Origin of the sequence: Ensifer sp. 4252 (assembly GCF_050434565.1) — a bacterium.
Lineage (GTDB): Bacteria > Pseudomonadota > Alphaproteobacteria > Rhizobiales > Rhizobiaceae > Ensifer.
Genome location: NZ_JBNDIU010000001.1, coordinates 1,206,024 through 1,219,139, shown reverse-complemented (window position 1 = coordinate 1,219,139; position 13,116 = coordinate 1,206,024). Strand labels below are relative to the sequence as shown.

Here is a 13,116-nt window from a genome sequence, read left to right as displayed (position 1 = left end):
CACTGAATGCCTGAAAATGATCGCGAATCGAAAAGCCGTCCCGACCCGGACGCACTGCTGGCACTGGCCGGGCAGGGGCGAAAAGGAAAGTTGACGGTTTTTCTCGGCGCAGCCCCTGGCGTCGGCAAGACCTATACGATGCTGACGCGGGCGCGTCGGCTCGAGGCTGACGGCGTCGATATCGTCATCGGCCTGGTGGAGACGCATGGGCGCGGCGAGACGGCCGCGCTCGTCGACGGGCTGGAGATACTGCCGCGCCGCGATGTCAACCATCGCGGCCGCGTGCTTTCCGAATTCGATCTCGACGCAGCGCTCGCCCGTCGGCCAAAGATCATCGTCGTCGACGAACTGGCGCATAGCAACCCGGAGGGCAGCCGCCATCCGAAGCGCTATCAGGATGTCGAGGAACTGATTGCCGCCGGCATCGACGTCTGGACGGCGCTCAACATCCAGCATCTGGAGAGCCTGTCCGATGTCGTCGCCCAGATCACCGGCGTTCCGGTGCGCGAGCGGGTGCCCGACACGGTGATCAGCCGTGCCGACGACGTGCTTTTGGTCGACCTGCCGCCGGCCGAGCTCATCGAGCGGCTGAACCAGGGCAAGGTCTATCTGCCCGACAGCGCCAAGCGCGCGATCGAGCGCTTCTTCCGCCTGGGCAACCTGACGGCGCTGCGCGAGTTGGCGCTGCGGCGGACGGCCGATCGGGTCGACGACCAGATGGTCGACTATCTCAAGCAGAATGCCATCGAGGGTCCCTGGGCGAGCGGTGAACGTCTGCTGGTGTGCATCGGTCCCGATCCGCTGTCGGAAAAGGTGGTACGCACCGCCAGCCGCCTGGCTTCGGGGCTGAACGCGCCCTGGATCGTCGTCTTCATCGAACGGGCCGACCGCGAAAGCGGCGATGGCGAGGCGGCCCGAAGGCTCGACGAGACGTTCCGCCTTGCCGAACAGCTCGGCGCCGAGACCCGCCGCATCGTCGGCAACGACTTTGTCGAGGAAATCCTCAAGCTCGCCCGCCGCGAGCATGCGACGCAGATCGTTATCGGCATCCGGCGCCAGCCGTTCCCGCTGCGGCTTTTCCGGCAATCGCTTCCCGATGCGCTGGCGGAGCGCATAAGCGGCGTCGGCATTCATCTGGTGACCGACAAGGAGCCGCCGCGCCCGAAGAGAGGCGCGGCCGTCAAGCGGCAAGTGCCGGAGGGTTTCGGGCGGGCGCTCGCAATCGCCACCGCCACCGTGGCGGCGGCAGTTGCGCTCGGCGTCCTGATCGAGCGGTTCATCAACCTGCCGAATATTTCGCTGCTCTTCCTGCTCGCAGTGCTGGCCTCGGCGACTTATGCCGGCCACGTCTCGGCGATCGCGGCTGCCCTGCTTTCCGTCCTTGCCTATAACTTCTTCTTCATCAATCCGGTCGGCACGTTCACGGTCGCCGAGCCTCACGAAGTCTTCGCGCTGTTCATTTTTCTGGTTGCGGCAGCACTTGCCGGCAGCCTCGCCTCCCGGGTGCGCGAACAGGCGAAATCCGCGCGGCGTCGTGCCGCGGCAACGCAGGCGCTCTACGATTTCTCCCGCAAGCTTTCCGGAACCGCCAATGTCGACGATGTGCTCTGGGCGGCGGTCACCCGGATGCAGACGACACTGAAGCGCAATGTCGCGCTCCTGTTGCCGGAGGAGGGGGACTTGCGGCTCAAGGCCGCCTGGCCGCCGGACACCGAACTTGATGTCACCGACACCATGGCCGCGCGCTGGGCGATGGACAAGAAGGAGGCGGCCGGCAACGGCACCGGCACGCTGCCGAACAGCCCGTTTCACTTCCGGCCGCTGACGAGCCCCCATGGCGTCGTCGGCGTTTGCGGCTTTGTGCAGGCCGGCAAACCGCTGGACATCAACGAGGAGCGGGCGCTGGCCGCAATCCTCGACCAGACGGCGATTGCCATCGACCGGGCGCGCCTTTCGCGCGAGAGCCTGGATCACGCCGCCAAGCTCGAGGGGGAGCGGTTTCGTGCCGCACTGCTGTCGTCGATCTCGCATGATCTGCGCACGCCGCTTGCCACCATCACCGGCGCCGTCACCAGCCTTCGCCAGCTCGGCGACCGCATGCCGCCCGAAAGCCGTGACGATCTGCTGCAGTCGATCGAGGAGGAGGGCGGTCGGCTGACGCGTTTCGTCGCCAACCTCCTGGACATGACCCGCATCGAGGCAGGAACCGTCAATGCCAAGCGGGATTGGGTGGATGTCGCCGACGCTGTGCGCGCCGCCGTCGACCGGGCACGCAAGTATTTTCCGGATCGCGAGGTCGAGACCAGCATCGCCCCCGAGCTGCCGTTGATGCGCGGCGACAGCGTGCTTCTCGGCCAGGTGCTGTTCAACCTGCTCGACAATGCCAACAAATACGGTGGCGACGAGCCGGTCAGCATCTATGCCCGCCGGGAAGGCAACGAGATCGTCCTGTCGGTGACCGATCTCGGCAAGGGGATTGCGGCGGGCGATCTGGAACAGGTATTCGAGAAATTCTTCCGCAGGGGCAAGGTGGACGGCCGCACGCCGGGCACCGGTCTCGGACTGTCGATCGCCAAGGGCTTCGTCGAGGCGATGGGCGGGCGCATCAAGGCGGAGAGCCCGGCGCTCAGGCGCCGCGGAACGCGCATCTCGATGCGGTTTCCCGCCGCCGAAGCTGAAATTTCCGAAAAGGACCGTGCATGAGCGTGGAGCGTATCCTCGTTGTCGACGACGAACCCCAGATCCAGCGCTTTCTGCGACCGGCCTTGAGCGCGGCCGGCTACGAAGTGTTGGAGGCGTTGACCGGAACGGAGGCATTGAAGGCGGCAGCGACCACCGCGCCGGACGTGGTGATCCTCGACCTCGGCCTGCCCGACATGGACGGCAAGGATGTCATCGCCAACATCCGTGCCTGGTCGCAGGTGCCGATCATCATCCTGTCGGCGCGCGACCGGGAGAGCGAAAAGATCGCTGCCCTCGATCTCGGCGCCGACGACTATATCGAAAAACCCTTCGGCATCGGCGAGTTGACGGCGCGCATCCGGGCGGCCCTTCGCCACCGCATCCAGATGGAGGGCGGTCACACCCAGCTCTCGGCCGATGGCGTCGCGATCGACACGATCAAGCGGCTGGTGACGCGTGACGGCGAGCCAGTGCGTTTGACGCCGAAGGAATATGACCTTCTCGTCATGCTGGCGCACCATGCCGGGCGCGTCGTCACCCACAAGACGCTGCTGACGTCGGTCTGGGGTGCGGCCCATGGCGAGGACCTGCACTATCTGCGCGTCTTCATCGGCCAGTTGCGGGGCAAGATCGAGCGTGATCCGGCCGATCCGAAGATCATCCGCACGGAGCCGGGCGTCGGCTACCGCTTCGTCGGCGACGGCGACTGACGTCGACCGGCCTCACCCATCGTCTTATCGAGCCGTCCTTCAGTTGGTCACCAACGGTTTCGGCTGATCTTCGGCCAGCGTGTCGCCGACCACCGGCCGCTTTTTCGCGGGGCGTGGATTCTCGATGATGTTGACCGGCGCGGATAGCGTTGTCGCGGCGACATTGCCGACGCCTCTGGCCGTGCCGGCCACGACGGCGGCAATGCCCGTCCCGACCGAGATGTTGGAATCGGTCAGCGTCTGGCCCTTGATCAGCCGCTGGCCGATCAACTGCACGATCTCCGGGCTCTCGGCGAACTTGCCATGATGCAGCCCGTCATCGGTCTCGACCTTGGTCAGGTCGATGGCGGTGATGCCGGATTTCTCCAGGTCGGTGCGATAGGGCTCCTTCGACGGGTCGATGGCGCCGAGCCGCGAAACGTCGCCGGAAATGAAGCTCGAAAGCGCGAGCGCGCGATCGTCCTGCGAGACGAAGATTGTGAACTTCGGCTTCCGCTTGCCCATCTCGACCCATTGCTTGGCAAAGACGTCGAGGTCGATATCTGGAGAGGCCAGGATCACGTTCTGGATCTTCGGGGGCACGTTGCCGTCGCGAATACCCATCTGCCTGAGCGATTCCATCGTCAGCCACGTGCCCATCGAATGCGCCAGGATGGTAATGTCCTTGACGTTCGGCGCGTCGGCGAGGATGCGCAGCGTGTCTTCGAGCGCGGTTCGCGAGTAGTTCGTGCTTTCCTTGTCGTAATTGTATTCGAACACATTGGCGCGCGACGGCCAGGTGAAGAGGATCGGCGTCGTCTGGGCGCCCGAATCGTGGATGATCTGCGCCAGCCGGAAGACGGAATCCTCGTAGCGGTTGTTGAACCCGTGCACGAAGACGAAGGCGTGGCCGCCGACGCTGTGCTGCTTGAACCAGGCCTTGCCGTCGGCCAGCGTGTCCAGCTCCCGCACCCGCGTGACCGCAAAGTCGGTGCTCGGATTGGGCGGCAGCTTGCGCGGCCATTGCACGGTGCCGGGCTTGCGCACCGAGTCCGGCGGGATCGACACCGCGACTTCGGTCATGAACGTGTTGGCGTCTCTTTCGCCGGAAAACAGCGTCGCGGGATCGCCCGAAGGCTGCCGGGTCGTCGCGACGAGCATGTCCACCTGTGATGTTTTCGGTGTCTGTGCCGTCAGGGCCACCGGCGTCATGACGCCTTTTGCGTTCCCGCCGCAGCCTGAAAGCGCCAAGGAAAGGACAACAGGCAGGACAAGGGTTTTCATTCCCCGTGCCCGTGCCACCAAGACCGTACGCGCATTCTCAATCATCGGCGCCCCACGCAGAAACAAAACGAGCCGCATCAGACTGTGCTTTCGCGACGGCGCGATGACAGCACTCCATGCCGGCGGAAGAAAGCGGGTATTTCCCGGTTTCTCGCGTTATGGTGGTGCGGGTCAGGTGGTGGCTGGGTGGGGGCGGCACAAGTCGGCGGACCTTGGCGCTTCTCGCCGGCGCCGATCCGTGTTAGGAGCGCAATCAAAGGGATAACCGAAGCTCTGCCTCGAAACCCGGTGTGCAACCAGTCGCCACATCGGGAAGCCTTTTTCCGATCGTGGCGTCCACCGATCGGAAAAGGCAAGATGAACATCCCCCTTCTTCTCGTCGCATTGGCAACCTTCGCAACCGGGACGGCGGAAAACATCGTCATCGGCATCCTGCCGGATGTGGCGTCAGGGCTCGGCGTCTCGACAGGCCTCGCCGGTCAGTTGACCTCGGTCTTCTCGGTGACATTTGCACTGGCGGCGCCAGCAGCCCTGCTGCTGACGGCACGTCTGGGGCGCAAGACCTTGCTTTTGTTGGCGCTGGGGCTCTTCGTCGCCAGCAACCTGTTGGCGGCTGCCAGCCTGAACTACGGCGTCTTGGTCGCCGCCCGCATTGGCATGGCAGCCGCGAGCGCCACCGCCTGCCTGGTCGCGACCATGCTGGCAACGGAGATCGTGCCGCCCGGGAAGCGAGGCCGCGCGATCGGCCTGATCTTCATGGGCATCAGCGCCTCGCTCGTTCTCGGCGTGCCGGCAGGCATGCTGGTGAGCAGCGCCTTCGGCTGGCGCAGCGTCTTCATCGGCCTTGCGCTGTTTGCGGCCTCAGTCCTGTTCGCATGCCGGTGGTTTGTGCCAGTGGCCGGCCGGTCGAAGCCGCCGCGCGGTGGCCGCTATGCCAGCCACTTGCGCTCGCTCTCCTGTGTCTGCGCGCAACTCGTGTCGGTGCTGATGATCGGCGGTCACTTCATCCTGTTCGCCTATCTCGCACCCTATCTGGCCGAGATCGTCGGCATGCGGGGCGATGAGGTCGTCACGGCCTTTTTCGCCTTCGGCGTTGCGGGTGTCTGCGGTGGATATCTCGGCGGCCGGTTCAGCGATGCCGTGGCGCCGCGGCTGGCGATCCGCCTGACGCCGCTCGCCTACCTCCTCGCGCTGATCGCCATACCCTTCGTGGCCGATACGCGTTTGCCGTTCCTTGCGGTGATGATGCTGTGGGGCTGCATCAGCTGGATGATTTCGCCGGTGGTGCAGAGCTTCCTGATCAGGCAGAGCCCGCAGACGGCGGAAGCCGGTATCGGTCTCAACCTGTCGGCGATGCATGTCGGCGTCGGGTTGGGCACGGGTATCGGCGGCGTGCTGGTCGAGGCGGCCTCGCCATCTGCGCTTCCGGCCGCAGCCGCGATCCTGGCCGGCCTTGCCGTCGTCGCGGCCTTTGCCGCAACATGGCGAGCGCCAGCGTCGAACAAGGTCAGCCGCCAAGCGGCGTCGTAAGCGCTTTAGGCTGCCGCTGGCTTGCAGATCAAGAGGCGGTAACGGGCAGCGGCAGGTTGAGCGCCGGGCCGGGGCTGACGCCATGCTGCCGGCGGACCTGCCGCGACGCGCTGCCGTCGAACAGCGACATCGGCAATGTCCCGGTCAGGACCCAGCGATAGGGCGAGCTGGCATCCGGTTCGCGCGATTGATGCGGAATCGAGGCCAGCGGCAGCACGTATTCGGGCCGGCGCAGGCCCGCGTCCTTGTTTCCGAGCCATGTGAGCACGACAAGCACCTCGCCGCCGATCTCAAGCGCCGACAAGGCGCAGGTCCGGCCGGAGACATTGGCCTGGACGGAATTCTCATGAACTTGAAAACGGCTAACCTTAAGTGACATCGATCGGCTTCCTCGAAATGGACCTCTTGCCGGCCGCTCATGCGTGGCAGACGAACTGGCCCTGGGCCAGCTTCAGACTATCATCCCGCTACAGTGCTCATTTCTTTGAAGGAAAATGGTGCCGCTTACGTGACTCGAACACGTGACCCCATCATTACGAATGATGTGCTCTACCGACTGAGCTAAAGCGGCCCTGAGGCGGTTCCGCGAAAAGACCGCGGAACGAAGTGTGAGGCGCTGATAAACGCAAAGCGCCAAGATTTCAAGCCATCAGTTTCGAGAACTTGAAAATTCCTTGTTGGCAGCGATCGTGGGGGTGGGACGGAGCCCGAGGCGCGCGCGCGCGGCGTCGTATTCGCGCTCCCACCGATCGACCATATGCGCGACCGAAGTGACCTCGCGGACAGCGCCGATGCCCTGGCCGCAGCCCCAGATGTCCTTCCAGGCTTTGGCGCCCTCGGTGGCCTGGGCGAAGTCCATCTTCGACGGGTCCGCTTCCGGCAGGCTTTCCGGGTCCATGCCGGCCGCCAGGATCGATGGCTTCAGGTAGTTGCCGTGGATGCCGGTGAAGTAGTTGGAATAGACGATGTCGGCGGCATTGCTGTCGACGATCATCTGCTTGTAGGCGTCGCTGGCGCGTGCTTCCTCCGTGGCGATGAAGGGCGAGCCGATATAAGCCATGTCGGCGCCCATCGCCTGGGCTGCCAGGATGGCGCCGCCGTTGGCGATCGCGCCGGAGAGCAGCAGGGGGCCGTCGAACCAGGAACGGATTTCCTGGACGAGGGCGAAGGGCGAGAGCGTGCCTGCATGGCCGCCCGCGCCGGCCGCAACGGCGATCAGCCCGTCGGCGCCCTTGCGGATCGCCGAATTGGCGTGGCGGTTGTTGATGACGTCATGCAGGACGATACCGCCATAGGAATGAATGGCGGCGTTGACCTCGGGCACGGCGCCAAGCGAAGATATGACCACCGGCACCTTGTACTTGATGCAGAGCATCAGATCCTGCTCGAGGCGGGTGTTGGACTTGTGGACGATCTGGTTGACGGCAAAGGGGGCAGCCTTGCGGCCGGGGTTCTTGGCGTCGTGGTCAGCCAGCGTTTCGGTGATTTCGGCAAGCCACTCGTCGAGCTGCGATTGCGGGCGGGCGTTGAGCGCCGGGAAGGCGCCGATCACGCCGGCCTTGCATTGTGCGATCGTCAGTTTGGGATGCGAGATGATGAACAAGGGTGCGCCGACAACAGGCAGTCTCGTTGTTCCGGAAAGAATTGGCGGCAGCGACATCGAGTTCTCCATCCCATGAAATTTTTGACGTTTGCGTAAACGTCAAAATAGATAGCAGCAAGTTGCGCGCTTGCAAAGATACGGATTTTTGGGGCGAAGTGACGGTGCGGATGCAGTTTTCCCCGGCGTTGCCGGGGTCGCCAGCGCGCCGGACTTGCGGATTTTGAAAGCAGCGGTTACGCAATTGTTAACAAAACCAACGGCGTGAATCCGGAGTCAAACGATAATAGCTTGCGGGTGATGAAAAAGCGCCGATCGAATGACGGGCGCCGGCGGGGCTGCTGCACGATCCCTTAAATCGGATCCGATTTAAGGATAAGATTATGCAGCAGATTTAAAGCGTTACAGCGTCCTTGCGCGCCATATTTGACGCGCGGCGCCGTAAGGCCCGATGTGCACAGAAGGATTTGACGTGAGCGGACTCGAAACTGCAATCCGAAATGCGCTGGAGCGCTCCGACAGGACCAACGCCGAAACGCGGGCGCGCATCTATCAATCCGCGCGACAGGCGCTGGAAACCGGGCTGCAGAAGCAGGGGATCGAGGACCAGAACGTCGTCGCCCAGCAGCGCCATCGGCTGGAAGCGGTCATTCACGCGATCGAAACCGAGGAGCGCGCGGCGCTGAAGGCACGCCCGGCGCCGGCCCCTTCGGTCAGCCTCGATGAGGCGGTTGCACCACGCGATACAGCAGCGGCCAGGCCCGAGCCGCAGCCGTCCGCGCCCGCCACTGGCCGCCGCGAGCCGGCTTTTGCCGGCCAGCCGCCGCGCGACGCGCAGAATGATGGTGGACTTGGCGGCCTGCGCGCCGATCGCGATGGCCCGGTTGTCTCGACGGCAGCGGCCGGCGAGGTTGCAGCCAGGCAGTCGAATGAGGGCCGAGGCGCGGTCGCGCCGGAAGTGCGCGCGATGGACGGTCGCAAGCGTCGACGCAAGCGGGGGCGTCTGCTTTCGCTCGCCATGGTCGTTGCGACGCTTGCTGCCGCGGTGGTGGCCGCCGTCTGGTGGGTCGAGACCAACAATCTGCTGCAGTCGCCGGCCGCGCGCGATACCAATGTCGCCAATCCGCCGGCAACCGTGGCATCGCAGGATTTCGATGGCGCTGCCGGCCTGCAGACCCTCGGTGCCCAGGAAGGCTTCACCGGCGACTGGGTCGAAGTGTACGCGCCCGGGAAAACAGGCGCGATCACGCCCGGCCCGCAGGCGACCGCCGAGCAGGTCAACGACGATGGCGGACCGCGCGTCCTGCTGACATCGGCGGATGCCGATGCCGACGGCGACGTGACCATCGAGATCCCGGCCGAGATCCTGGCCGAGCTTTCAGGCAAGACGTCGACACTGGCGTTGACCGTGCAGGCCATACCCGGCAAGTCGACCGAGTTTGCGGTGGAGTGCAACTTCTCATCGCTGGGCGAGTGCGGCCGCCACCGCTTTACTCTGCATGACGAACGGGTCGACATGCTGTTCAAGGTGACGTTCGATCGCAGCCTTGCGCCGAGTGCTGCCGGGCAGATCGTCATCAACAGCGACATCAGCGGCGGCGGCAAGGGCTTGAATCTTTACGCCATCCGCGTTCTGCCGGGACAATAAGACCAGCGCAGGTTGGTATAAGCCGACCTCCGGCCGGCCGGCGGAGCAAGTTTAAAGCGTTACAGCGTCCTTTGCGCGTCATAATTGACGCGCGGCGCTGTAAGCCTATTTCAGGAAGCCGGGGCCTGAGCCGATGATCTTGTCATCGACTTCGCCGATCGCGTCCTTGTCCTTGCCGTCATAATCGAGCCTGGAAAGCATGTGGCGAATGAGGTTGAGACGCGCCCGCCGCTTGTCGTTGCCGCGCACCACGGTCCACGGCGCCTGGTCCGTATGGGTCTCTTTCAGCATCTGATTGCGCTTCTCGGTATAGTCTTCCCACTTGTTGAGTGCGGCGATATCCATCGGCGACAGCTTCCAGATCTTCAGGGGATCATGGCAGCGGTCGTGAAAACGCTTGAGCTGCATCTCGCGTCCGATGTTGATCCAGAATTTGAAGAACTGAATGCCTTCGTGCACGATCATCTTTTCAAAGCGCGGCACCTGCTTCAGGAATTGTTCGTGCTGCTCGGGGGTGCAGAAGCCCATGACCGGTTCGACGCCGGCGCGGTTGTACCAGGACCGGTCGTAGAGAACGAGTTCGCCTGATGTCGGCATCGTCGCGATATAGCGCTGGAAATACCATTGTCCACGCTCGGTCTCCGTCGGCTTTGTAAGCGCAACCACGCGCGCCCAGCGTGGGTTCAGGTTGCCGCTGGTGGCTTGGATCGCGCCGCCCTTGCCGGCGGCGTCGCGGCCCTCGAACAGGGCGATGATGCGCTTGCCGGTTGCCTGCTGCCAGAGCTGCAGCTTGACCAGTTCGATCTGCAGCTTTTCCAGCGTCTCTAAGTATTCTTCCTCATCGACCTTCTTCTTGTAGGGGTAGTCGTCGGAGGAGAACGCGGCCTCGTCGATCCACTTCGGCAATTCGGGATTGTCGATGTCGAAGAGCTTCTTCTTGCCGCCGATATCGAGTTCTACGGCCCGGCTTTCGGTCTTCGTTGCTGCCTGCATCGACGCCATATGGTCTTCCTCCAGCCCGAGCGATTTCCTGTGAGGAGGCCACAATTGCATTGCGGATTCAAGCGCGTCGTGAAAATCATGTCATGAAGGGTCGCTATCTCTCGACCATTTAGGGTCGGGAGGAAGACAAAGTGATTCATGAGGATATGGTGCTGGACGGTTCAAAGGCGTTCTGGCGGGCGCTCGTGCCGCGACTGAAGGCAGAGCGTTGGCTGCTGGGTCTGACGGCGCTGCTCGCCGCGCTTGCGACTGTCGCTGGCATTCATTTCCTCGTTGTCCTGCCGTTCTGGATCGTGCTTGCCGCAGCCCTGCTCAACCGCAGTGCGCCTTCAGTGCTGCCGAAGGCCGCAAAAGCGGCGAAGGTGGCGGCAGTGACGGGCGCGGCAAGCGACGCCCTGATTCCGGCTCTGAACGCGCTCGATATGCCGGTGCTGGTGGTGGCCGTCGATGAAACGGTCGTCTTCCAGAACATCGCTGCCGAAAAGGCTTTCGGCACCATCCCACCCAACAGCTATCTCGCCGCCCGCGTCCGCTCGCCTGGCATTCTCGATATGGTCCGCGAGACGATCGCGACCGGTAAGATCAACCAGATCGAGCACACCGAGCGGCTGCCGTCCGATGCCGTCTACGTGGTCAGGGTGGCGCCCGCCGAAATCGGCGGCGATGGCCCATGGCGCCGGATCTTCCTCTTGACCTACCGCGATATTTCGCAGGCCCGCCGCATCGATCGCATGCGCTCGGACTTCGTCGCCAATGCCAGCCACGAGCTGCGCACGCCGCTGGCTTCGCTGCGCGGCTTCATCGAAACCATGCAAGGGCCGGCGCGCAATGATATGAAGGCGCAGGAAAAGTTCTTCGGCATCATGCACGAGCAGGCGACGCGCATGAGCCGCCTCGTCGACGACCTCCTGTCATTGTCGCGGCTCGAGCTGAAATCGCACATTGCGCCCGACGATACGATCGATCTGCGCCCGCTGCTCGGCCATGTCCGCGACAGTCTTGCGCCGCTTGCGAGCGATCTCGACGTGACGATCACGCTGACAATGCCCGAGACGCCTGTGGTCGTTCAGGGGGATCGCGACGAACTGATCGAGGTTTTCGAGAACCTGATCGAGAATGCCTGCAAATACGGCCAGGAAGGCAAGAAGGTCGATGTCGAGCTTTCCGGCGGGGAGGGCGGGCAGGCCGAGGTTGTGGTCAGAGACTACGGCCCCGGCATTCCGGCCGAGCATGTGCCGCGCATCACCGAGCGCTTTTACCGCGTCAATGTGGAGGCGAGCCGTTCGAAAAAAGGCACCGGTCTCGGCCTTGCGATCGTCAAGCACATCCTGACCCGCCATCGCGCGCGGCTCCTGATCCACTCCGAGTTGGGCAAGGGCACCGTGTTTACCGTGCGTTTTTGACATATTGGCGCGGGATAAAGTCACCGGGTGCATTTTTCATTATTATTTTCAATGACATGAACTGTCATAAATGTTTCGCGAAACTGACATAAAAGGTGTGGCTATCGGCGGCTAGTTAGGGGCAGCCGATCAAACGGCGAAGAGCGCTGCAACGCTGGCGCACTCAACACAAGCCCATTCCGGGAGAACTTCTATGAAAGCTCTTAAACTCACTGTAGCGGCGCTCGTCGCATCCGCTGCATTCGCTGGCGTGGCTGCCGCGCGCGATCAGGTTCAGGTCGCCGGCTCCTCGACCGTTCTTCCCTACGCAAAGATCGTCGCCGAGACGTTCGGCGAAACCTTCCCGGACTTCAAGACTCCGGTTGTCGAATCCGGCGGCTCCTCGGCCGGCCTGAAGGAATTCTGCAAGGGCGTCGGCCCTGACACCATCGACATCGCCAACTCCTCGCGCAAGATCAAGGACAGCGAAGTCGAGGCCTGCAAGGCCGCTGGCGTCACCGAGATCCAGGAAATCCAGATCGGTTATGACGGCATCGTCTTCGCAACCGACGCCGGTAACGCCGACCTCGCCCTGAAGCCTGCTGATCTCTACAAGGGTCTGGCTGCTGAAGTCGTCGTCGACGGCAAGCTCGTCGCCAACCCTTACAAGAAGTGGTCTGAAGTCAACTCCGGTCTGCCGGACGCCGACATCGCCGCCTTCATCCCGGGCGAAAAGCACGGCACGCGCGAAGTCTTCGAAGAGAAGATCCTGGCCGCAGGCTGCAAGGAAGCCGGCGCCGTTGACGTCATCAAGGCTGCCGTTGCCGATGAAAAGCAGCAGCACAGCAAGTGCGTCGCGGTCCGCAAGGACGGCATGGCTGTCGACATCGACGGCGACTACACCGAAACGCTGGCCCGCATCGCTGCCAACAAGAGCGGCATCGGCGTATTCGGCCTGTCCTTCTACGAAAACAACGCCGACAAGCTGAAGGTCGCCACCGTCAACGGCATCGTTCCGTCGACCGAAACGATCGCTTCCGGCGAATACCCGGTGTCCCGCCCCCTGTACTTCTACGTCAAGAAGGCACATCTCGGCGTTATCACGGGCCTCAAGGAATATGTTGAGTTCTTCCTTGACGATCAGATGATCGGCCCGGAAAGCCCGCTTGCCGAATACGGCCTCGTTGCTGCTCCGGACGCCGAGCGCGAAGAAGTTCGCAAGGCTTTCACAGCCGGCAACATGCTCTGATACTGACAAGCCCCGGCGCGATGGTCTCGCGCCGGGGCATGCCTCCATCC

Annotated in this window: 10 protein-coding genes and 1 tRNA gene; 6 read left to right on the top strand and 5 right to left on the bottom strand. The window is 63.4% G+C overall.

What is annotated here, in order from left to right; genetic code table 11:
• The first annotated feature begins 6 nt into the window (after positions 1-6).
• Positions 7-2,703, top strand: a complete 2,697-nt coding sequence (locus ABIE33_RS05920) for a DUF4118 domain-containing protein (RefSeq protein ID WP_429122534.1) — start codon at positions 7-9, stop codon at positions 2,701-2,703.
• Positions 2,700-3,392, top strand: a complete 693-nt coding sequence (locus ABIE33_RS05915; protein ID WP_429122531.1) for a response regulator — start codon at positions 2,700-2,702, stop codon at positions 3,390-3,392. The genes ABIE33_RS05920 and ABIE33_RS05915 overlap by 4 nt, the downstream gene beginning before the upstream one ends.
• Before the next feature lie 39 nt (positions 3,393-3,431).
• Here the strand turns inward: ABIE33_RS05915 and ABIE33_RS05910 are convergent, their stop codons facing one another.
• Positions 3,432-4,655: an alpha/beta hydrolase gene (locus ABIE33_RS05910; protein ID WP_429122528.1), complete on the bottom strand. Its 1,224-nt coding sequence runs from the start codon at positions 4,653-4,655 to the stop codon at positions 3,432-3,434.
• A 357-nt stretch (positions 4,656-5,012) separates the two neighbouring features.
• Between ABIE33_RS05910 and ABIE33_RS05905 the strand changes: the two genes are divergently transcribed.
• The gene (locus tag ABIE33_RS05905) at positions 5,013-6,185 is read left to right on the top strand and encodes an MFS transporter (protein WP_429122525.1); all 1,173 of its coding nucleotides are present in this window, start codon (positions 5,013-5,015) and stop codon (positions 6,183-6,185) included.
• A gap of 28 nt (positions 6,186-6,213) precedes the next feature.
• Here the strand turns inward: ABIE33_RS05905 and ABIE33_RS05900 are convergent, their stop codons facing one another.
• The 3 genes from ABIE33_RS05900 to ABIE33_RS05890 all read right to left on the bottom strand — a co-directional run bounded on the left by ABIE33_RS05900 (position 6,214) and on the right by ABIE33_RS05890 (position 7,845).
• Entirely contained in the window at positions 6,214-6,564 is a 351-nt protein-coding gene (locus tag ABIE33_RS05900; protein WP_429122522.1) for a hypothetical protein, read from the bottom strand.
• A gap of 116 nt (positions 6,565-6,680) precedes the next feature.
• Positions 6,681-6,756: transfer RNA gene (locus tag ABIE33_RS05895), tRNA-Thr, on the bottom strand.
• A gap of 78 nt (positions 6,757-6,834) precedes the next feature.
• Entirely contained in the window at positions 6,835-7,845 is a 1,011-nt protein-coding gene (locus tag ABIE33_RS05890; protein WP_429122520.1) for an NAD(P)H-dependent flavin oxidoreductase, read from the bottom strand.
• Positions 7,846-8,257: 412 nt separating this feature from the next.
• On the opposite strand from ABIE33_RS05890, the gene ABIE33_RS05885 reads away from it, so the two are divergent.
• Complete coding sequence (locus tag ABIE33_RS05885) at positions 8,258-9,433, top strand: biotin transporter BioY (RefSeq protein WP_429122517.1); 1,176 nt, start codon at positions 8,258-8,260, stop codon at positions 9,431-9,433.
• 105 nt (positions 9,434-9,538) lie between these two features.
• Here ABIE33_RS05885 and ppk2 read toward each other — a convergent pair whose 3' ends face one another.
• On the bottom strand, positions 9,539-10,435 hold the full coding sequence (ppk2, locus tag ABIE33_RS05880; protein WP_429122515.1) for a polyphosphate kinase 2: 897 nt from the start codon (positions 10,433-10,435) through the stop codon (positions 9,539-9,541).
• Positions 10,436-10,581: 146 nt separating this feature from the next.
• Here ppk2 and phoR point away from each other — a divergent pair, with 146 nt between their 5' ends.
• Together phoR and ABIE33_RS05870 are read left to right on the top strand one after the other, a co-directional pair.
• Positions 10,582-11,838 carry a phosphate regulon sensor histidine kinase PhoR gene (phoR, locus tag ABIE33_RS05875; protein ID WP_429123120.1) on the top strand — a complete coding sequence of 419 codons (1,257 nt, stop codon included), beginning with the start codon at positions 10,582-10,584 and terminating at the stop codon, positions 11,836-11,838.
• A 193-nt stretch (positions 11,839-12,031) separates the two neighbouring features.
• Positions 12,032-13,066, top strand: coding sequence for a substrate-binding domain-containing protein (locus ABIE33_RS05870; RefSeq protein ID WP_429122512.1), 1,035 nt, complete (start codon positions 12,032-12,034; stop codon positions 13,064-13,066).
• Positions 13,067-13,116: the final 50 nt, after the last annotated feature.

Bases quoted from the DNA above. Each gene is read 5' to 3' on its own strand.
- ABIE33_RS05920 (WP_429122534.1), top strand. From the start codon at position 7: ATGCCTGAAAATGATCGCGAATCGAAAAGCCGTCCCGACCCGGACGCA.
- ABIE33_RS05915 (WP_429122531.1), top strand. From the start codon at position 2,700: ATGAGCGTGGAGCGTATCCTCGTTGTCGACGACGAACCCCAGATCCAG.
- ABIE33_RS05910 (WP_429122528.1), bottom strand. From the start codon at position 4,655: ATGAAAACCCTTGTCCTGCCTGTTGTCCTTTCCTTGGCGCTTTCAGGC.
- ABIE33_RS05905 (WP_429122525.1), top strand. From the start codon at position 5,013: ATGAACATCCCCCTTCTTCTCGTCGCATTGGCAACCTTCGCAACCGGG.
- ABIE33_RS05900 (WP_429122522.1), bottom strand. From the start codon at position 6,564: ATGTCACTTAAGGTTAGCCGTTTTCAAGTTCATGAGAATTCCGTCCAG.
- ABIE33_RS05890 (WP_429122520.1), bottom strand. From the start codon at position 7,845: ATGTCGCTGCCGCCAATTCTTTCCGGAACAACGAGACTGCCTGTTGTC.
- ppk2 (WP_429122515.1), bottom strand. From the start codon at position 10,435: ATGGCGTCGATGCAGGCAGCAACGAAGACCGAAAGCCGGGCCGTAGAA.
- phoR (WP_429123120.1), top strand. From the start codon at position 10,582: ATGGTGCTGGACGGTTCAAAGGCGTTCTGGCGGGCGCTCGTGCCGCGA.
- ABIE33_RS05870 (WP_429122512.1), top strand. From the start codon at position 12,032: ATGAAAGCTCTTAAACTCACTGTAGCGGCGCTCGTCGCATCCGCTGCA.